Genomic DNA, 17,847 nt, shown 5'->3' on the forward strand with positions numbered 1-17,847 from the left:
CCGGCTGGCGTGCATCGACGAGGTCGGTAGGTACTGCAAGGGGGGACGTGTACACATGGGCATGATCACTGACTGGCCGTCGCTGGCGGCGTGTCAGAACGGGGACCCGGACGCGTTGTTCGTACAGGGCGCCGAACAGAACGTGGCGAAGCGGATCTGCCGGAGCTGCCCAGTTCGGTACGAGTGCCTGGCCGACGCGCTTGACAACCGGATCGAGTTCGGTGTGTGGGGCGGCATGACCGAACGCGAACGGCGGGCGCTGCTGCGTCGACACCCGCAGGTGACGAGCTGGCGCAAGATGTTCGAGGCCGCGATGAAGAAGAACAGCAAGGAAAAGGCCGGAAAGGACAAGATCCTCGTCAGTGCGGCCAACTGACGACGGTCACGGCCGGCTGATCGCCGCGCCGATCGTCCGTAGCCCGTCGACGTCGTGCACGTCGGCGGGCTGTGCCGTCACCGACACCGCCGGCACCCCCGGGAACGCCTCGGTGAACCGCGCCGCGACCTGCTGCTCGCGTACCGCCTGACGGGCCAGCGCCGCGTGCGCCCGCAGCACGTCGGCGGTGGCCTCGTGCCCACCCAGCTCGGTCAGTCGCTCGGCGGCGACCCGGCTCTGCTCGGCGTCCAGCTCCGGCACCGCTGGTCGGTGCACCCGGTTGAGCACCAGGCCGGCCAGCGGCATGCGCTCCTCCCGCAGCCGGCCCGCGAAGTAGGCGGCCTCCCGGACCGCGTCCGGCTCCGGCGTCGCGACAAGCAGGAAGGCCGTCTCCCGCGCCTGCAGGATCCGGTACGTCTGCTCGGCCCGTTGCCGGAAACCCCCGAACATCGAGTCGAGTGCGGCCACGAAGCCGGACAGGTCGGTGAGCAGTTGCGCCCCGAGGACCTTCTGCACCACCTTCGAGAACATCCCGAACGAGGCGGTGACCAGGCTGAACATGCTCCGTCCGCCACTGCGCGCCGGAGCCAGCAGCAGCCGCAGCATCCGGCCGTCGAGAAAGCGGGAGAGCCGGGCCGGGGCATCCAGGAAATCAAGTGCCGAGCGGGACGGCGGAGTGTCCACCACGATCAGGTCCCAGTCGCCCCGGGCGTGCAGCTGGCCGAGCTTCTCCATCGCCATGTATTCCTGCGTGCCGGCGAAGGTCGAACTCATCGCCTGGTAGAACGGGTTCGCGAAGATCTCCGCGGCCTTCGTCGGATCGGTGTGCTGCAACACCACGTCGTCGAAGGTGCGCTTCATGTCGAGCATCATGGCGTGCAGCTCGCCGCCGCTGCTCTCGACGTCGATCCCCTTGACCTGGCGGGGGGTGTTGTCCAGCTCGGTAAGGCCCAGCGACTGGGCCAGCCGGCGGGCCGGGTCGATGGTGAGCACCACAGTGCGCCGGCCGTGGTGCTCGGCCGCCCGCAGCGCCAGCGCCGCGGCCGTGGTCGTCTTTCCCACCCCGCCGGCACCGCAGCACACGATGATCCGTACGCCGGGGTCGGCGAGGATCTGGTCGACGTCCAGCTGCGGCGCCGCGTCTTCGGAAGGCACCAATCGAGCGTATCGGGCCGGGTGGGTCCACGCGCCCGTGCTGCGCCCAGGTGTGAGTCAATCGGCGCGGACGAGGGCCTGGGCCAGTGTCGCGAGCCCGGCCCGGTCCACCCCGTCGGGCAGCAACGGCAGCTCGACCATCGGCAGCCCCATCTCCACCAGGTCGGCGCGGAGCGAATCCTCCAGTTCCCGCCGGATGACCTGGTCTCGCGCCTCCTGGTGCAAACCGGCCACGGTGTCCCGATCGGCCGGCAGTCCGGCGGCGACCAGCCCACGCCTCAGCTCGGCGGCGGTGACCGCCTGGCCGGCGGGCAGCGGGGGCCGGGTGCCGTTGACGATCACCTTGCCGGCGCCGAAACCGAGAGCGGTCAGGTCGGCGATGGCGTCCACCGTCTCCTGCACCGGCATCTCCTCAAGCAGCGTGACCACGTGGACCGCGGTGATCGGGGAGCGCAGCAGCGCGGCTACCCCCTCGCTCTGGGTCTTGATCGGGCCCACCTTGGCCAGCCGGGCCGTCTCCGCCGTGACGTTGAGGAACCGACCGATCCGCCCGGTCGGTGGGGCGTCCAGCACCACCGCGTCGTACGCCCGCCGCTGCCCCGAGGTGCGGGTGGTGGCCTCCTTCACCTTGCCGGTGAGCAGCACGTCCCGCAGACCCGGTGCGATTGTGGTGGCGAAGTCGATGGCACCGAGCTTGCGCAGCGCCCGCCCCGCCGCACCCAGCTTGTAGAACATGTCCAGGTATTCGAGCAGCGCCTCCTCCGCGTCCACCGCGAGGGCGCGCACCTCACCGCCGTCCGGCGCTTCGGCGAGGTGCCGCTCCTCGTAGGGCAGCGGATCGATGCCGAAGAGTTGGGCGATGCCCTGCCGCCCCTCGACCTCGACAAGCAGGGTGCGCCGGCCCCCGGCGGCGAGCGCGAGGGCCAGGGCCGCCGCGACGCTGGTCTTGCCGGTGCCACCCTTGCCGGTCACCACGTGGAGGCGGGCCGACCATCCGGTACCGGCCGGGTCGAACGGCCGCTCAGCTGCACACACCCGTCGAGCCTATCCACGCCCGGTGGTCAGGCGACCTCGCAGACCCACCAACCCGTCTTCTGCACCACTGTGAAGCGCAGGTCCTGGTCGGCCACCTTCTCGTCGGCGGTGGTCATGGTGACCCGGGTGGAGACGGTGGCCCGGTCACCGGTCTGGTTGTCCACCTTCGGGGTGGTCCACTTGAACCGGGGGTTCTGGTACTCGGACGCGTACTTCTGCACCTCGGCCACCTTCGCGGCGATCTTGCCGTCGTCGCGGGAGGCCGCGCACACCCGGCTGGCCGCCTTGGTCGCGTCACGGTCCTTGTAGACCGCGGTGAGGAACTCGTCGACGGCGACCGCCGGCTCCTTGGCGCCCTCGCCGGTCTCGGCGTTGCGCAGGGTCAGGAACGCCAGCACGCCACCGCCCACGCAGAGCACCATGATCACGACGAGCGCGATCACCGCGATCAGCAGACCGCGCTTCTTCTTCGGCTCGGCCGCCCCGGGATAGGGCGGGTACGCCGGTGGGGGTGGCGGGATGGTCGAGGGGCCCGGCGTGCCGGGTTGGGTAGGGATCGCGGCCGACGTGCCGGCAGCGTCAGCCCCGCCGGTCGGCGCCGGGAAGGCCGGCTGGCCGGGGATGGTCGGTTGCGCGGGCAGTGCCGGGAACGCCGGGCCGGGAATGGTCGGTTGCGCGGGCAGCGCCGCCGGTGCGGGCGGCGCCGGGAGCGCGAGCTGCCCGGTCGGCGCGGCGGCGGCCGGTTGGGTGGGGGTGGCCGCGACGCCGGGCTGATCCGTGGGTTCCGGCTGGGTCGGCGGGAGAGCGGGTGGGCGGGCCTGGTCGCCGCTTGGCGGTTGGGTCATCGTTCTCCCCCGGGGGGTGCGGCGCCCGCCGCCACCCCTGGCGTCGAGCGTGATCGAGCGGGCTGCCGGGCGCTGCGCGACCGCCCGACCGGAAGGGTAGCGGTCGATGACCGCAGTGGTGTCGCCCGTGCCGCGCGGCTGCCCACCGACCCGGCCGGCCGGACCGGGCGTCCGGAGCACCATCTGGTCATTTACCTGGCCTCTGTCGCATATGTGACTGTAGGTGGCCATTCGGGCGCGTCCTATTGGCGGGACTGCGGCCCCGGACCTACCTTCGTCCCGGCGCGGGGGCCGGAACGGACGAATGGGTCCGGACCGGAAGAGTGATCCGAGCGGTACGACCGGAGGCAGTGCATGCGCGACGTGGACAACATCCCTCGCACCCAGTTCCCGACCAACGAACGGCCGCACCGGTCCGGGCCCATGGTCCCGGCCGGCGGGCAGGTCGGTGGCCAGCCGGTCAACGAACGGTCGTACCGCCGGATGCCGGAGCAGGTGGAGGCGGGCCGGGCACCGGGCCACGCCGCCGAGCGGGCCCGCGACGACGACGAGCCCGGCTTCGTCATCCACCTACCGATCCGGGTGCCGAGCCTGGCGGCGGCGACCGTGCTGGCCGGCCGGGTCGCGGTGTCGCTGGGCTTCCTACCCGAGCTGGATGCGGGCGAGACCACCGTCTCCAACGCCGACGACCAGAACAATCGGCACCGGGTCTTCTGCGACCTGCTGCTGCCCGACCGGTCCCGCTGCCCCCAGGGGTACGAGCACGAAGGGCTCTGCGGGGAGGTGCCGGCCGCGCCGGAGCAGCGTCCCGCGCCTCGCCCGGCCAGCGGACCGTAGGCTGTCCCTCGAACAAATTCCGCACCGAGAGGGAGCCCTTCAGCGATGCAGAAGTGGGAATACTCCACGGTCCCGCTGCTGGTCCACGCGACCAAGCAGATCCTCGACAACTGGGGCGAGGACGGGTGGGAACTCGTCGCCGTGGTCCCCGGGCCCAACCCCGACCAGCTGGTCGCCTACCTGAAGCGGCCGAAGGCGTGAGCAACGGTCCGCACGCGAAACTCGCCGAGCTGGGGTTCGACCTGCCCGAGGTCGTGCCGCCGGTAGCCAGCTACGTGCCGGCGGTGCAGTCCGGTCAACACGTGTACGTCTCGGGCCAGTTGCCGATCGCCGAGGGCAAGCTGCTCGCGACCGGCAAGGTCGGCGCCGGGATCTCCGCCGAGCAGGCGAAGGATCTGGCCCAGCGGTGCGGGCTCAACGCGCTGGCCGCTGTCGACTCGCTTGTCGGCCTGGAAAACGTGGTCAAGGTGGTCAAGGTGACCGGTTTCGTGGCCTCCGCGCCGGGCTTCACCGGTCAACCCGCAGTGATCAACGGTGCCTCCGACCTCTTCGGCACCGTCTTCGGCGAGGCCGGCCGCCACGCCCGCAGTGCCGTGGGGGTGGCCGAGCTGCCCCTGGACGCCCCGGTGGAGATCGAACTGATCGTCGAGGTCGCCTGACGCTTCGGCGTCGCTCGCCCGTCCGCCGTCGGGAAGGGCCCCTTTCTCCACATAAGCGTTGATCAGGGGCCCTTCCTTCTGGTTCGGTGGGCAAGATCGTGGGGCGGGGTGGGCGGGGTCGTACCATCGCAGCCATGAGCGGGCACGTGACGGCGCCGGCGGCGGCGCTTGCCGACGGACTGCCGACCTGGGTGACACTGCTGCGCGCGCCGAACCCGGGGCCGATGACCCTCGACGGCACAAACACCTGGGTGCTGCGCGCCCCGACAGCCGGGTCCGCCATCGTGGTCGACCCCGGGCCGGCCGACGAGGGGCACCTGACCCGGATCGCCGAACACGGCCCCATCGGGCTGATCCTGATCACCCACGGCCACCCCGACCACACCGAGGGCGCGGCCCAGCTGAGTGAGCTGCTCGGCGGGGTCCACGTCCTCGCCGTCGACCCGGCGCACACCATCGGCGCCGAGCCGCTCAGCGAGCCGGGCGAGCACTTCGGCGACTTCGGCCTGGCGGTCCGTCTGCTGAAGACCCCGGGACACACCGCCGACTCGGTGTGCTTCCTGGTCGAGCACGGCGACGAGCGGGTGGTGCTCACCGGTGACACCATCCTCGGCCGGGGCACCACCGTTGTCGCACACCCGGACGGGCACCTCGGTGACTACCTGACCAGCCTGGAGTTGCTGTCCGCGTACCGGGGAATTCCGGCGCTGCCCGGGCACGGCCCGGCGCTCGCCGACTGCGCCGCCGCCGCCGATTTCTACCTCGCGCACCGCCGGGCCCGGCTGGACCAGGTCCGGGCCGCGGTCGCGGCCGGCGCCGACACGCCCGCCGACGTGGTCGCGGTGGTCTACGCGGACGTGGACCGCTCGCTCTGGTGGGCGGCTGAGTGGTCGGTCCGCGCGCAGTTGGAATATCTGGGTGTCGGCAGCGGGGAATCCGCACCCGGGGTCAGTGGGTTGGAGCACATGTGACCTGCCCCGTGTGTGGAACCGTAGCCGTTCCCGGTGCGCGGTTCTGCCACAACTGCGGTGCCGCGCTGCCGGCCGCCGCCACGTTGCCGGCGGCCGAGCGTCGGGTGGTCACCGTGCTCTTCGGCGACCTCTCCGAGTTCACCTCCTGGTCGGAGGACCTCGACCCGGAACGGGTCGGCGCGGTCACCGACCGGGTGCTGGCCGCCCTCGCCGGCGCGGTGAAGACCTTCGGCGGGCACGTCGACAAGTTGACAGGTGACGGCATCATGGCGGTCTTCGGTGCGCCGGTGGCGCACGAGGACGACGCCGAACGCGCGGTCCGGGCCGCCCTGTCGATGCAGCGGGCCGTCCGCCGGGTGCTCGACGACGAGCGGGGCGGCGGCGCGCCGCTCGGGCTGCGGGTCGGGTTGAACACCGGCGACGTGATCGCCGGCATCCAGGCCGCCATCGAATACACGGTCATCGGCGACACGGTGAACACCGCCGCCCGGCTCGCCGACGCCGCCGCTGTCGGCGCGGTCTACGCCGGCGGGCGCACCGCCGCCGCCACCCGGCACGTGTCCTCCTGGCGGGCACTGCGTCCGCTGCGGCTCAAGGGCAAGCGTGAGCCGGTCGAGGCGTACGAGCTGCTGGGTCTGCTGGACGCGCCCGGCACCCGGTCGGGGCTCGGTGACGAGGCGCCGTACGTCGGCCGGGAGACGGAGATCGGCCGGATCGCCGGGCGGCTCGCCGAGGTGATCGACCAGGGTGACCCGCGGGTGCTGCTGATGACCGCCGAGGCGGGCATCGGCAAGTCCCGGTTCGCCGCGGAGGTGGAGCGCCTCGCCGCCGGGTACGACGTGGGTGCCGGCCGGTACGCGGCGCACACGGGCGCCCGGGTGCTCTCGGTGCGCTGCGCCGCGTTCGGTGAGCGACGCCGGCTCGCGCCCCTCGCCGACCTGGTGCGGGCCGCCGTCGGCCTGCCCACTGACGCCGCCACCGCGCTTACCCGACCGGCGGTGGAGGAGCGGCTGCGACGGCTCGGGCAGCGGCTCGCCCGCTCCGGCGGGGAAACCCCGCCGATCGCCACCGAGCAGTTGCTCGCTCTGCTCGGGTACGCCGAACTGTCGGCACACGCCGGCACCGACGCCGGCGAGTGGAGCGGGTCGGGCGCCTCGACCGCGGATGCCGAGGTGCTGCCGAACGCGGTCGCCGACCTGCTCAGCGGGCTCGCCTCGGAGGCGCCACTGGTGATCGTGGTGGACGACCTGCACGACGCCACCGCCGAGACGATCGGCGCGCTGGGGTTGACCCTGTCCCGGCTCGCCGGCCCGGTGCTGGTGCTGCTGCTCGGCCGCCCCGAGCTGGTGCGTACCGCCGGCGCGCTGACCCGGGTCGCGGACGCCGAGGTGCACTCCCTGCCGCCGCTGCGGGGTGCCGACGCGGCGCGGCTGCTCACCAGCTACCTCGGCGGTGGCAAGTTGCCGCCGGCCGACGCGGACCGGCTGCTCGCCACCGCACAGGGCAACCCGTTCTACCTGGCCGAGTTGGTCACCCTGCTCATCGAGCGTGGGGCGCTCACCACGGAAACGGCGCGCGGCGCCCGGCCCGGTTCCGGCGACCGGGACCCCAGCTCGTCGGCCGGCTGGCGGCTGGTGCCCGGTTCGCTCGGCAGCCGGCTGCTCTCCCGTGACCTCGCCGCCGTGCTCGCGGCCCGGATCGACGCGCTGCCGCCGGACGCCCGCTCGGTGCTGCGCGACGCCGCGGTGATCGGCGACACGGTGCCGACCGGTGCGCTGGAGGCGATGCGCGAGCAGCGCTCCGGCCGGGACGGCCGGCCGTCGGCAGTGGTCGCCGTCGAGCTGGACCGAGCTGTCGAGGAGTTGCTGCAACGCCGGATGCTGCACCGCTCCCGGGTCGGCTACTCGTTCGCGACCCCGCTGATGCGGGAGGCCGCGTACGCCGGGGTGAGCAAGGCGGAGTTGGCCGAGCGGCACGCCGCGTTGGCCCGCTGGGCCGCACCGGCGGACGGGGCCGCGGGCAGCGCCGTGGGCGGGTTCACCGACGAGGCCCGGGACGACTTCGTGGCGACGCACGTGGAGCGGGCCGCGACGCTCGCCGACGCGGTGAAGCTGCGCCCGGACGCGCCGGCGCGGGCGGTGGTGCCGCTCGGCGTCGCCGCGCTGGGTCGGGCCGCCCGCCGGTCGCTGTCCGACGGTGAGCCGGTGTTGGCCGTGGAGTACGCCGAACGCGCCACCGAACTGGCCCGCGACGGGGTGCCGGCGGCCGATCGGGTGGTCCACGCGCGGGCGCTGCTCCAGGTGGGCCGGGTCGCCGACGCGCTGGCGTACGCGGAGAAGATCGCCGCGAACGCGGGGGACGAGGCCACCCGGGTCGGTGCCCTGCTGCTCGCCGGGCAGGCCCAGGAGACACTTGGTGATCAAGGTCGGGCGATGACCGCCTGGCACGAGGCGTTGCAGGTCGCCACTGCCGCGGGGTTGCCCGTGCAGCGGGCGACGGCGATGCGCCGGCTCGGCATGGCCGACTTCGTGGCCGGGCGGCTGAGCCAGGCGAGCAGCCGGTTGGCTGCCGCGTACCAGGTCAGCCTCGGTGCGCAGGACCGGCGCGGGCAGGCGTGGTCGCTGCAGAACCTGGCCTGGGTGACCACCACCAGGGGTGACTTCGCCGGCACCGACGCGGTGCTCGGCCGGGCCGCCCGGCTCTTCGCCGAGCTGAAGGACCCGTACGGGCGGGCCTGGCTGCGCGGCACCACGGCGTTCGCCCGGCTGCTCGCCGGTCGACTCCGCGAGGCGTGCCGGATGGCGCAGGTGTTCCTGCCGTTCGGCGAGCGGGTCGGTGAGGCGTGGGCGGTGGGCACGCTCCGTGCGGTGGCGGCGTTCGCCACCGCCGAGTTGGGCGACCTGGCCGAGGCGGACCGGGAGGCGCGGCGGGCGTACCGGGAGTTCGCCGCCGCCTCCGACGACTGGGGGCGCGGGTTCGCGCTCGTGGTCCGGGCGGTGGTGGCGCGTGGGCTGGGCGAACCGGAGCACGCGGCGGACCTGCTCGCCGACGCCCTGGCGTACGCCGAGCGCACCTCGCACCCGCTGCTCACCGGGATGGCCGGCACGCTGCGCGGCTTCGTGGCGTTGGACCTGGGCGACTGCGAGACCGCCGAGCGGGCGGCCCGCTCGGTGCTGACGGCCGTGGAGCCGCACAACCCGCAGGCCCCCGCCCAGGTGGCACCCCGGGTGCTGCTGGCGACGGCCCGGCTGGCCGCTGGCGACTCGGCGACCGCTGTCGGGCTGCTCGCCCCGGTGGCGACGGCCGCCGCGAACGCGCCCTCGTTGCTGCTCTCCCGCCGTCAGACGATGGCCCAGTACGCGGCGGCCCTGCTCGCGCACGGTCAGCGGGAGCAGGCGTTGGACTGGGCCCGGCGGGCGGTCGCCGCGCCGGCCGAGGACGTGCGTAGCCAGGTGATCGCGGCCAGTGTGCTGGCCGAGGCGCTGGCTGCCTGTGGTTACCCGACGGAGGCGCGGTCCTCCGCGGACGAGGCGGTCCGCCTGGCGTACGCGACCGAGCAGCGCAGCGAACGCGCTGCCGCCAACGCCCTCCGTGCCCGGCTGGCCATCCCCGCCTGACCCTTGGTGACGGCTTCCTGACCGAGCCCTTCGATCGATGGGGCAGGGGCGGAGGTGGCACGGTTTTTGCCGGTTCTGGGGATGTGGTGGTGGGGGTGAGGGGCTAGCGTGTCACCACCGTGTGCCGGTCCACAGTGGGGGCCGTCGCCGTGCCTGGGGAGGCCCTTCATGAAGCTGCCGCGTTCCATCGCGGGCTGGACCATCGCGGTCTTCGGCGTGTTGGCGCTGGTGATGGGGGCGGTCGGGCTGCTCTGGCCGGAGGCGCAGTTGCGCCTGCTCGGGTTCGAGGTGCCGGAGACGCGTGCTGCCGGTGACTACACCGGCACGTTCCTGCTGGCGTCCTCGATGGCGGCGTTCAACATGGGCGTCTACTACCTGCTCGCCACGATCACCGAGTGGCGGGTGTTCTATCGATTCACCGTGGTCTTCCGGCTTGTCACGTTCACCGTGTTCACCATCGCGGTGCTCGCCGACATCGCTCCGGACCGGTTCTTCGGGGTGGCGGCCTGGGAGGGTCTTGGTGCCGTGGCCACCGCCGTCGGCCTGCGCCTGGATGCCCGCCGGGGCGCGTCGGCCGGTGCTGTCGCCTCGTCCGACGCCGCTGCGGTCGCGGCGCCCGCCGAGGAGGGTACCGGTTCGGCCGGTGCCGCTCCGGCGGACACGGTGCGCTGAGCCGCCGGCCGGGTTGGGTATTTTCGAGCGGTGACCGACACCCCGACCGGCGGCCCACCGGTGCCGATCGTGCCTGGTCTGACTGATTTGCGGGTCTTTGCCCGGGGTGGGTATGCGACCGTCTACCAGGCCACGCAGATCTCGGTGGGCCGTGAGGTCGCCGTCAAGGTGGAGAACCGGACGCTCGACAGCGAGCGGGACCAGGCCCGTTTCCTGCGCGAGGCGCGGGCTGCCGGCCGGATGTCGTCACACCCGCACGTGGTGGACCTCTTCGACGTCGGGGTCACCGTCGACCAGCACCCCTACCTGATCATGGAGCTCTGCGACGGCTCGTACGCCGAACGGATGCGGACCTCGCCACTCGACCCGGTGGAGGCCCGCGACCTCGGCATCAAGATCGCCGACGCGTTGGCCCACTCGCACGCGGCCGGAGTGCTGCACCGGGACGTGAAACCGGCGAACATCCTCCACTCGGCCTTCAACTCGGCGGTGCTCGCCGACTTCGGGCTGGCCGTGCTCGCCGAGCACCGGGATGCCTCGGTCACCCTGGAGGTGCTCACCCCGGCGTACGCGCCGCCGGAGATGTTCAGCCACAGCCCGCCTTCACCGGCCGTCGACGTGTACGCGCTCTGCGCCACCCTCTACGCGGTGATGCACGGTCGGCCGCCCCGTTGGCAGTCCGAGCGCAACCCCAGCCTGATCACCGTCCTGGAGATGTTCAACCAGCCGCTCCCCGCGCTGCCCGGCGTCCCGGACGAGCTGATCGACGTGCTGCGTGCCGGCATGGCCAACGACCCGGCCGAGCGCCCCTCCGCCCTCGAACTGCACGAGTTGCTCGCCAACCTGCCGTTCGGCCCACCGTCGGCCCCGGTCAGCGGCGCCCCGGTCAGCGGTGGCGCGGTCAGCGGTGGCGGGACCCGCCCCGGCCCGTACGTGTCCACCCAGCCGGTGCCCCGACCGCCCATCGAGGACACCCAGCCGGCGGCCCCCGGTGTCCGACGCTGGCGGCGCTGGTTCCTCGGCGGAGCCGGGGTCCTCGCGCTCGCCGGCTCCGCCACCGCCGGGGCGTGGTTCGCCGACCACGCGGCACCGCCGACCCCGAACCCGACTGTCACCCAGGTCGCCGCACCGGCGACCGGGCTGCTGCCCGGCTGCACCACCGGCGCCGGCACGCCCACAGTGCTGCCCGAGGGGGCCCGGTGCCTGCCCGAGCTGGAGTGCTTCGGCCCGATGCGGATCCGCGGCGACCGCGCCGAGGCGGCCCGGCTGTCCTGCACCGGTCGGCACACCTGGGAGACGTACGCCGAGGGCATCCTGCCGGTGTCCCTGGTGGGCGCCGGCTACGCCGACGTGGTCGCCGCCGAGCAGGTGCGGCAGGTCTGCAGCGCCACCACGTTCCGGTTGACCACCGGGATCACCGAGCCGCGCGGCTGGCACCTGGAGGTGCTGCCCCCGGTCGACGGGAGCATCGACCGGACGTACCGGTGTCTGGCCGGCCGGGGCGCGGACGCGCTCGCCGCGCCCACCCTCACCGGCCGCTGATCCCGTCCGAGCCGCGTCGCCGGTCCCGCACCGCCCGCAGGGCGTCCCGACTGTCCAGGGCGTCGAGGGTGTCCGCGTCGATCCCGTACGGCATCAGTTCGGGCGGCCCGGTGGTCGCCGATCGGTCCTCCGGCTCCGGGCCGTCGGCCTGACGGGCGGCGGAGAACGCGACCCCGGCGACCGTCGCCAGCAGGACGCAGAGCAGGGCGAGAACCACGCCGACAAGGTCCTGTCGGCGCCAGACGACAAGCAGGGCCAGCGGCACGAGAGCTCCCAGTGCCGCGAGCACCGCCACCGTCCGCGCGTCGGGCCTGGACAATCGACTCATTCGTCCAGCATGTCGCGACATCGGCGACTGTCAACCGCGCAGTCGGGTCGCCGCGCCGAACCAGCCACTCGTTCGGAGCATCCCAGCTGTCCGGTTGGCGTCGCTACGGAGAAGCTTGCGCTGGCTACCCTGAGTGTTCCGCAGGCTGTTTCGTCAGCGAGGTCACCGCATGAACGTGCAGAGTTCCCGGTCCCGGCTCCGTTCGGTCGCGACGACCCTGGCGGTCGCCCTCACCCTTACCCTGGCCGCCGCCGCCGGCTGCGACAGCCGGCAGGAGCCGGAGCTGCCGTCTGTGCAGCAGAAGATCCGTGAGTCGCACATCTACCGGCAGGCACAGCTACGCATCGGCGTCGCCACCAAGGAGCCGTTGATGGGCGACCTGCGCAACGGCCAGCACGTCGGCTTCGACGTCGAGATCGGCAGGTACATCGCCCGCTCCCTGGGCTACGAGGGCGACCAGCGGTTGGAGTTCGTGTCGGTGGCCACCGAGAATCGGATTCCGGCATTGCAGGGCGGCACCGTCGACCTCGTGGTGTCCAGCTTCTCGATGACCGAGGAGCGCGAAAAGCTTGTCAGCTTCGCCGGGCCGTACTTCGTCACCACACAGGAGGTGATGGTGCCGGTCCGCCTCCGGGACCGGATCCGCACCATCGAGGACCTGCGTGACCCGGCCTACAAGGTCTGCACCAGCGGCGGATCCACCACCGAGGCGGAGCTGGAGAAACACGGCGTCAGGACGTTCGTGGTGAAGGACGTCGGGGACTGCGTCGACGGCATCCGGGCTGGCCGGTACGACGCGGTCAGCTCGGACGAGACGATCCTCGCCGGATTCCTGGCCACCTACCCCAGGGAGTTCGAGGTCGTGGACATGCCCTTCGGCACCAGCGAGTTGCTGGGCATCGGCGTGCCGATCGGCGATCCCGCGCTGCGTGACCTCGTCGCGTTCTTCCTGCAACGAAGCTACGAGCGGGGCCGCAACGGGGAGGTGAGCCCCTGGCAGAGCGCGTACAACAGCACCCTGGGCCCGTGGCTGAAGGTCGAGAAACGCCAGCCTCAGCCGCTGAAGGTGCCGAAGCTTGTCGACTTCGACGACAAGGCGCCCGCGAAGTGAGCACGGCGCCGACCACAACCGGCGCCGACGGCCCGGTTCCGCCACCCCGCACGTCCGTGCCGGGCGTCGCCGCCGCACCGGCCACCGACGGTACGGCAGTAGCCGAACCGCCGGCGGGGGCGGTGGACCGCGTCGACCGGCCGGTCGCCGAGCCAGCCGACCCGGTCGTCGCCGACGTCGAGCCCGGGCGGATCCGTTGGGACCCGGCGGAGCGGCGGGCCCGGGCCAGTCAGTCCTTCTGGACGGCACTGGTGGGCGTACCGGCGATCTTCTCGGTGCTCCGCCTCGGGGTGGAGGCGGGCGGCGAACTTCAGACCACACTGCTGCTGGTGGCGAACGTCGGGCCGGTCAACCTGCTCGCCGGCTTCCTGACCACTGCGGCCCGGCTGCTCTCCACCGGCATGGTCGCCGTCTTCGCGCTCGGGGCGGTGCTGGCCGTCGGCGCGGACCGGCTGCCGCCGGGGGCCCGCCGTCGTCCGCTCTTCGCCCGCTGGGCCGACCTCACCCCGGCCTGGGTGGTGCTTGCCGGTTTCCTGCTCGCCCTGATCACCTGGCCGCTGCTCTATCTGCCATTGCTGCTGCCGGCGTTCGCGGCCGCGTTCCAGTTGCGCCCCGGGCGACTGCACCAACGGGTGGTGCCACGACTTGTCATCATCGTCGCACTGCTCGCCGGGTACGGCTGGCTGCTGCTGCCGACGCTGCGGGACGCCGGCAAGCAGGGCGAGCTGTTGGTGTTGGCGCTGCTCGTGGTGCCGCCGCTGCTGGCTCTCTTCATCGCGGGGCCGTTGCCGGGCGTGGTGATCCGGCCGCTGGCGTCGGTGACCGAGGTGGCGATGCTCGCCATGCTGCTCTGGGCCGCGGTGCCGGTGATCAGCACACCGGTGCTGCCGCTCACCGTGACGACGGTGGGCGCGGAGAACGGGCCCACCGAGGACGTCCGCGGGCACGTGATCACCACCGACGACGTCAACATGGTGATCCTGCAGGAGCGGGGTGGGGTGCGGTACGTGCCGGTCGATCGGGTCCGCGCGCAGGTGCTCTGCCCGAGCGAGGAGGAGTTGCCCCGGTACCAGCTGCGCATCCGCGACTTCCACGTCGAGGACTCGCTGCTGGAGGGCATGGGCCGTCGGGTCCGTCCGGTGCACCGCATCGACGCCGCCTGTCGGATCCCCGGCTGAACCAGTGGCGGGCGGCAGGTCCGATCAGTGCGGCAGGCGTGCCGTCGCGTCGGCGGCGTCGGCCAACTCGTCGGCGATCTGGGGGTTTGTCGCGTTGATGGCGGCGGTCCACAGCACGTCGGTGGGTGTGGCGCCGGCCAGCCAGCGCCGCATCGACTCCTGCGCCTCGTCGGGCAGGGGATCCCGGCACGACCAGCCGTTGACGACCTCGGCCAGGTGCCGCGCGGTGTCCTCGCCCGTGGTGAGCGCGAACTCGGCCAGGTACGGCCCGAGGTCGATCTGCAGCCCGGCGACCGCCTCCAGCAGGTTCCAGGCCGAGGTGGTGGACGGGAACTCCCCGAGGGTCCGTCGCCACCAGCCGAGGAGGAACCGCTCGACGGCGGCCCGCTCGGCGGCCGGCCAGCCGGGCCACTGGTCCCGGATCCGCTCGGTGGCCGCCTCCGGTGGCAGGTGTGGCAGCTCGCCACCGGCGAACGCGTCGAGCAACCGGGGCAGCAGGTGCGGGATCTCGGTCCCGTCCCCCCAGGTGCCCCGATTGCCCAGGTAGGACTCGAGCTGGTCGGTGGTCAGCTTCCGCAGCGGGGTAGCCGCGAAGCGGGCCAGGTACGCCGGGTCCACGCAGTGCGGGCAGGCCTCCATGTCGGCGGGCATCCGGTGGTGGGCGAAGGCGCCGTAGAGCCCCTCCACCAGCCGGTCGAACTCGACGTCGTCGCGCACGGGCTCAGTATTTCCGACGCGGCGGTCGGACGGTGCCCGCATACCCGCATATGCAGACCAAATGTATATGCTGTGGCAATGACGAAGGCGTCCATGCAAGAGGCGAGCTATCTGATCCTCACCGCGCTCGTCGAGGCCCCCCGGCACGGTTACGCGGTCCTCGACGAGGTCCGCCGAATCTCCGACGGGCGCGTCGACCTGCGCGCCGGCACCCTCTACGCGGCGCTGGACCGGCTGCGTACCGAAGGCCTCGTCGACATCGAGCGCGAGGAGCAGGTGCAGTCCCGGTTGCGTCGGTACTACCGACTCACCGCCGCCGGGGTGCAACGCCTGGCCGAGGAGTCGGCGCGGCTGCGGAGCAACGCCGACGCGGCGAGCGTGCGGCTACGCCGTGCCGGCCTCATCTTCGAAGGCGGTGTGGCATGACGTTGCACCAGGCATACCGGTGGCTGCTGGCCTGCTACCCCCGCGCGTACCGGCGGCAGTACGAGGACGAGTTGATCGGGGTGTTGCTCGACGACGCCGCGCCGGGCCAGCGCAGACCGGCCGCACGAGACGTGCTCGCACTGCTCGGTGGGGCGGTGCGGGCGCACGTCCGACAGGTCGGCGCCCGGTTCTCGGTCGACGCGTGGCGGGATGCGGCGCAGCTGCTCGGCCTTGTCGCCGCGCTGCTGTTGTTCGTGCGCGACGCGCGCGTTCCGGTGCTGCACCTCGCCATGTTCGCGGAGAGCTATCCCGACGGGATCGGTGAGGAGTTCGTCTTCTGGCCGGTTGGTCTCGTGGCGGCGCTGTGGCTCGTCGTTGCGGTGTTCGCCGCATCCGGGTGGGGCCGGGCCGCAGCCGCCATCGCCGTTGGCGGCGCGGCGTTCGAGGTGGTTCGGGTCGCTGAGGCCTACCTGCAGTACTCGACTGTCTTCAACCTCTGGCCGGCCGTGGTCGCCGCGCTGGTCCCGCTGGCCCTCGCCGTCCGCGCTCCCCGTTCCGCCACTGCCACCCTCGCACGCTGGCGGCTCGGCACACTGGCGGCGGCGACGCTTGTCAGCGTCGGTGCGCCGAGCATCGCCCTGCTGACCGCCGCGGACAGCTCGACGTCGCCCATCTACGGCTCGTTGGTATTCACCGTCGGTGTCGGTCGGGTCGAGGCGATCCTGCTGAGCACCGGATACCTGCTCTTCGCCATTGCCGTCCTGTCGACGCCGACGGTGCTCCGACTGCGCCTGCTCGCGCTCGTCGTTCCGGTCGGCGTCATCCTGCTGCTCACCCGGGTGGGGCTCGGGACTCCCGGGACGTTCCTGGAGCGCTCCGGCCACGACGGTGTCCTCGATGCGCTCACCTGGGCGCAGTGGTCGACGCTGGTGCTGGCCCCCGTGTTGCTCTTCGCGGTGGCCGTGGTGATCCTGCACCACCGCGAGCGGCCGGGGACGTCCGAAGCGTAGGCAGGACGCGGACCGCAGGTGATCGACTCGGTTCTCGTGAAAGTCGGGGCATCGATGGGCCGTGGACACCCCCGGCTCAAAGAAACCGAGTCGATCATCCGGGCCGGGCAGACCGGGCAGGCCGGGCAGGCCGGGCAGGCCGGGCGGGCCGGGCAGGCCGGGCGGGCCGGGCAGGCCGGGCGGGTCGGCTCAGTAGGACTTCTCCTGACCGAGGACGTGCTGGGCCACGAAGTTGAGGATCATCTCCCGACTGACCGGGGCGATCCGGCCGGCCCGTACCGCACCGAGCAGCGTGGCCACCCCGTACTCGGTGGTCATGCCGGCCCCGCCGAGCACCTGGACGGCGGTGTCGACAGCGAGGGCTGCTGCCTCGCCGGCCGCGTACTTGGCCATGTTGCCGGCCACCCCGGCTTCCAGGTCGCGGCCCGCGTCGTACAGGGTGGCAGCCTTCTGGATCATCAGGCGGGCCAACTCCACCTGCACCGCCGCGTGTGCCAACGGATGGGACACGCCCTGGTGCGAGCCGATGCTCCGGCCACCCCAGACCTTGCGGGTCGCGGTGTACTCGCTGGCCCGCTCGATGGCGTAGCGGCCGGTGCCGGCACCCATCGCGGCCACCGTGATCCGCTCCGGGTTGAGCCCGGCGAAGAGCGCCGGCAGTCCGGCGTCCAGCGACTCACCGAGCAGCGCGTCGGCGGGGAGCCGCACGTCGTCCAGGTAGAGCAGGAACTGGTTCTCCGGGGACACGATCTCCATGTCCAGTTTGGACCGGGTCAGCCCGGCGGCGTCGGTCGGCACCAGGAACAGCGCCGGCTTGAGCTTGCCGGTGGCGGAATCCTCGGTACGGGCCACCACCAGGACGTGGCCTGCCTCGTCGACCCCGGAGATGTAGCACTTGCGGCCGTTGAGCAGCCACCCGTCGCCGTCGCGACGGGCGACAGTGCCCAGCCGGTGGAAGTTGGAACCGGCCTCCGGCTCGGTGATCGCGAAGACGATCTTCTGGGAGCCGTCGGCGAGGCCGGGCAGGTGCCGCTTGCGCTGCTCCTCGGTGCCGTGCCGGTTGAGCACTGTCGCCGCGATGGCGGGAGAGACCACGAGCAGCAGCAGCGGGCACCCCGCCGCCGCCAGCTCCTCGCAGACGATGGCCAGCTCGGTGATGCCGCCGCCACCACCGCCGTACTCCGTGGGGATGTTGACCCCCAGGTAGCCGAGCCGTCCCGCCTCGGCCCACAGCTCGGTGGTGTGTTCCCCCGATTTCGCTTTCGCCACGAAATAGGAATGACCGTAGCGGCGGCCCAACGCCCGCACGGCGTCGCGGAGCTGGTCCTGCTCGGGGGTGAGGTCGAAGGTCATCAAGGGGTTCTCCTC

The 17,847-nt window shown here is 72.6% G+C and carries 18 protein-coding genes; 12 read left to right on the forward strand and 6 right to left on the reverse strand.

Annotated features, from left to right (window positions below):
• The first annotated feature begins 55 nt into the window (after window positions 1-55).
• Complete coding sequence (locus tag AB0B85_RS05655; RefSeq protein ID WP_184179440.1) at window positions 56-376, forward strand: WhiB family transcriptional regulator; 321 nt, start codon at window positions 56-58, stop codon at window positions 374-376.
• A 6-nt stretch (window positions 377-382) separates the two neighbouring features.
• Here the strand turns inward: AB0B85_RS05655 and AB0B85_RS05660 are convergent, their stop codons facing one another.
• Genes AB0B85_RS05660 through AB0B85_RS05670 form a run of 3 tightly spaced genes read right to left on the reverse strand, consistent with a single transcriptional unit; the run spans window position 383 to window position 3,087 of the window.
• A complete protein-coding gene (locus AB0B85_RS05660; protein WP_357403927.1) occupies window positions 383-1,534 on the reverse strand; it encodes an ArsA-related P-loop ATPase in 1,152 nt (383 codons plus the stop codon).
• A 54-nt stretch (window positions 1,535-1,588) separates the two neighbouring features.
• Window positions 1,589-2,566 carry an ArsA-related P-loop ATPase gene (locus tag AB0B85_RS05665; protein WP_357403929.1) on the reverse strand — a complete coding sequence of 326 codons (978 nt, stop codon included), beginning with the start codon at window positions 2,564-2,566 and terminating at the stop codon, window positions 1,589-1,591.
• A gap of 26 nt (window positions 2,567-2,592) precedes the next feature.
• Window positions 2,593-3,087, reverse strand: a complete 495-nt coding sequence (locus tag AB0B85_RS05670) for a hypothetical protein (RefSeq protein WP_357404152.1) — start codon at window positions 3,085-3,087, stop codon at window positions 2,593-2,595.
• Between the two features lie 678 nt (window positions 3,088-3,765).
• On the opposite strand from AB0B85_RS05670, the gene AB0B85_RS05675 reads away from it, so the two are divergent.
• The 7 genes from AB0B85_RS05675 to AB0B85_RS05705 all read left to right on the forward strand — a co-directional run bounded on the left by AB0B85_RS05675 (window position 3,766) and on the right by AB0B85_RS05705 (window position 11,709).
• Window positions 3,766-4,248 (forward strand): hypothetical protein, encoded by a 483-nt coding sequence (locus AB0B85_RS05675; RefSeq protein ID WP_357403931.1) that lies wholly within the window; start codon window positions 3,766-3,768, stop codon window positions 4,246-4,248.
• Window positions 4,249-4,293: 45 nt separating this feature from the next.
• The gene (locus AB0B85_RS05680; RefSeq protein ID WP_007466198.1) at window positions 4,294-4,449 is read left to right on the forward strand and encodes a DUF4177 domain-containing protein; all 156 of its coding nucleotides are present in this window, start codon (window positions 4,294-4,296) and stop codon (window positions 4,447-4,449) included.
• On the forward strand, window positions 4,446-4,907 hold the full coding sequence (locus tag AB0B85_RS05685; RefSeq protein ID WP_357403933.1) for a RidA family protein: 462 nt from the start codon (window positions 4,446-4,448) through the stop codon (window positions 4,905-4,907). Before AB0B85_RS05680 ends, AB0B85_RS05685 begins: the two co-directional genes overlap by 4 nt.
• 134 nt (window positions 4,908-5,041) lie before the next feature.
• The gene (locus AB0B85_RS05690; RefSeq protein WP_357403935.1) at window positions 5,042-5,878 is read left to right on the forward strand and encodes an MBL fold metallo-hydrolase; all 837 of its coding nucleotides are present in this window, start codon (window positions 5,042-5,044) and stop codon (window positions 5,876-5,878) included.
• On the forward strand, window positions 5,875-9,495 hold the full coding sequence (locus AB0B85_RS05695; protein WP_357403937.1) for an adenylate/guanylate cyclase domain-containing protein: 3,621 nt from the start codon (window positions 5,875-5,877) through the stop codon (window positions 9,493-9,495). Before AB0B85_RS05690 ends, AB0B85_RS05695 begins: the two co-directional genes overlap by 4 nt.
• 168 nt (window positions 9,496-9,663) lie before the next feature.
• Window positions 9,664-10,167, forward strand: coding sequence for a hypothetical protein (locus AB0B85_RS05700; protein WP_357403939.1), 504 nt, complete (start codon window positions 9,664-9,666; stop codon window positions 10,165-10,167).
• 30 nt (window positions 10,168-10,197) lie between these two features.
• Window positions 10,198-11,709: a serine/threonine-protein kinase gene (locus AB0B85_RS05705; RefSeq protein ID WP_357403941.1), complete on the forward strand. Its 1,512-nt coding sequence runs from the start codon at window positions 10,198-10,200 to the stop codon at window positions 11,707-11,709.
• Here AB0B85_RS05705 and AB0B85_RS05710 read toward each other — a convergent pair.
• Window positions 11,696-12,037, reverse strand: a complete 342-nt coding sequence (locus AB0B85_RS05710; RefSeq protein ID WP_357403943.1) for a hypothetical protein — start codon at window positions 12,035-12,037, stop codon at window positions 11,696-11,698. The genes AB0B85_RS05705 and AB0B85_RS05710 overlap by 14 nt on opposite strands.
• Window positions 12,038-12,206: 169 nt before the next feature.
• Between AB0B85_RS05710 and AB0B85_RS05715 the strand changes: the two genes are divergently transcribed.
• The gene (locus tag AB0B85_RS05715) at window positions 12,207-13,148 is read left to right on the forward strand and encodes a transporter substrate-binding domain-containing protein (RefSeq protein WP_357403946.1); all 942 of its coding nucleotides are present in this window, start codon (window positions 12,207-12,209) and stop codon (window positions 13,146-13,148) included.
• The gene (locus AB0B85_RS05720; protein WP_357403948.1) at window positions 13,145-14,326 is read left to right on the forward strand and encodes a hypothetical protein; all 1,182 of its coding nucleotides are present in this window, start codon (window positions 13,145-13,147) and stop codon (window positions 14,324-14,326) included. The genes AB0B85_RS05715 and AB0B85_RS05720 overlap by 4 nt, the downstream gene beginning before the upstream one ends.
• 24 nt (window positions 14,327-14,350) lie before the next feature.
• Here the strand turns inward: AB0B85_RS05720 and AB0B85_RS05725 are convergent, their stop codons facing one another.
• On the reverse strand, window positions 14,351-15,043 hold the full coding sequence (locus AB0B85_RS05725; protein WP_357403950.1) for a hypothetical protein: 693 nt from the start codon (window positions 15,041-15,043) through the stop codon (window positions 14,351-14,353).
• A 78-nt stretch (window positions 15,044-15,121) separates the two neighbouring features.
• Between AB0B85_RS05725 and AB0B85_RS05730 the strand changes: the two genes are divergently transcribed.
• The gene (locus AB0B85_RS05730; RefSeq protein WP_357403952.1) at window positions 15,122-15,469 is read left to right on the forward strand and encodes a PadR family transcriptional regulator; all 348 of its coding nucleotides are present in this window, start codon (window positions 15,122-15,124) and stop codon (window positions 15,467-15,469) included.
• Entirely contained in the window at window positions 15,466-16,479 is a 1,014-nt protein-coding gene (locus AB0B85_RS05735) for a hypothetical protein (RefSeq protein WP_357403954.1), read from the forward strand. The genes AB0B85_RS05730 and AB0B85_RS05735 overlap by 4 nt, the downstream gene beginning before the upstream one ends.
• A gap of 189 nt (window positions 16,480-16,668) precedes the next feature.
• Here the strand turns inward: AB0B85_RS05735 and AB0B85_RS05740 are convergent, their stop codons facing one another.
• Window positions 16,669-17,832, reverse strand: coding sequence for an acyl-CoA dehydrogenase (locus AB0B85_RS05740; RefSeq protein ID WP_357403956.1), 1,164 nt, complete (start codon window positions 17,830-17,832; stop codon window positions 16,669-16,671).
• Window positions 17,833-17,847: the final 15 nt, after the last annotated feature.

Source organism: Micromonospora sp. NPDC049044 (genome assembly GCF_040649215.1).
GTDB lineage: Bacteria > Actinomycetota > Actinomycetes > Mycobacteriales > Micromonosporaceae > Micromonospora.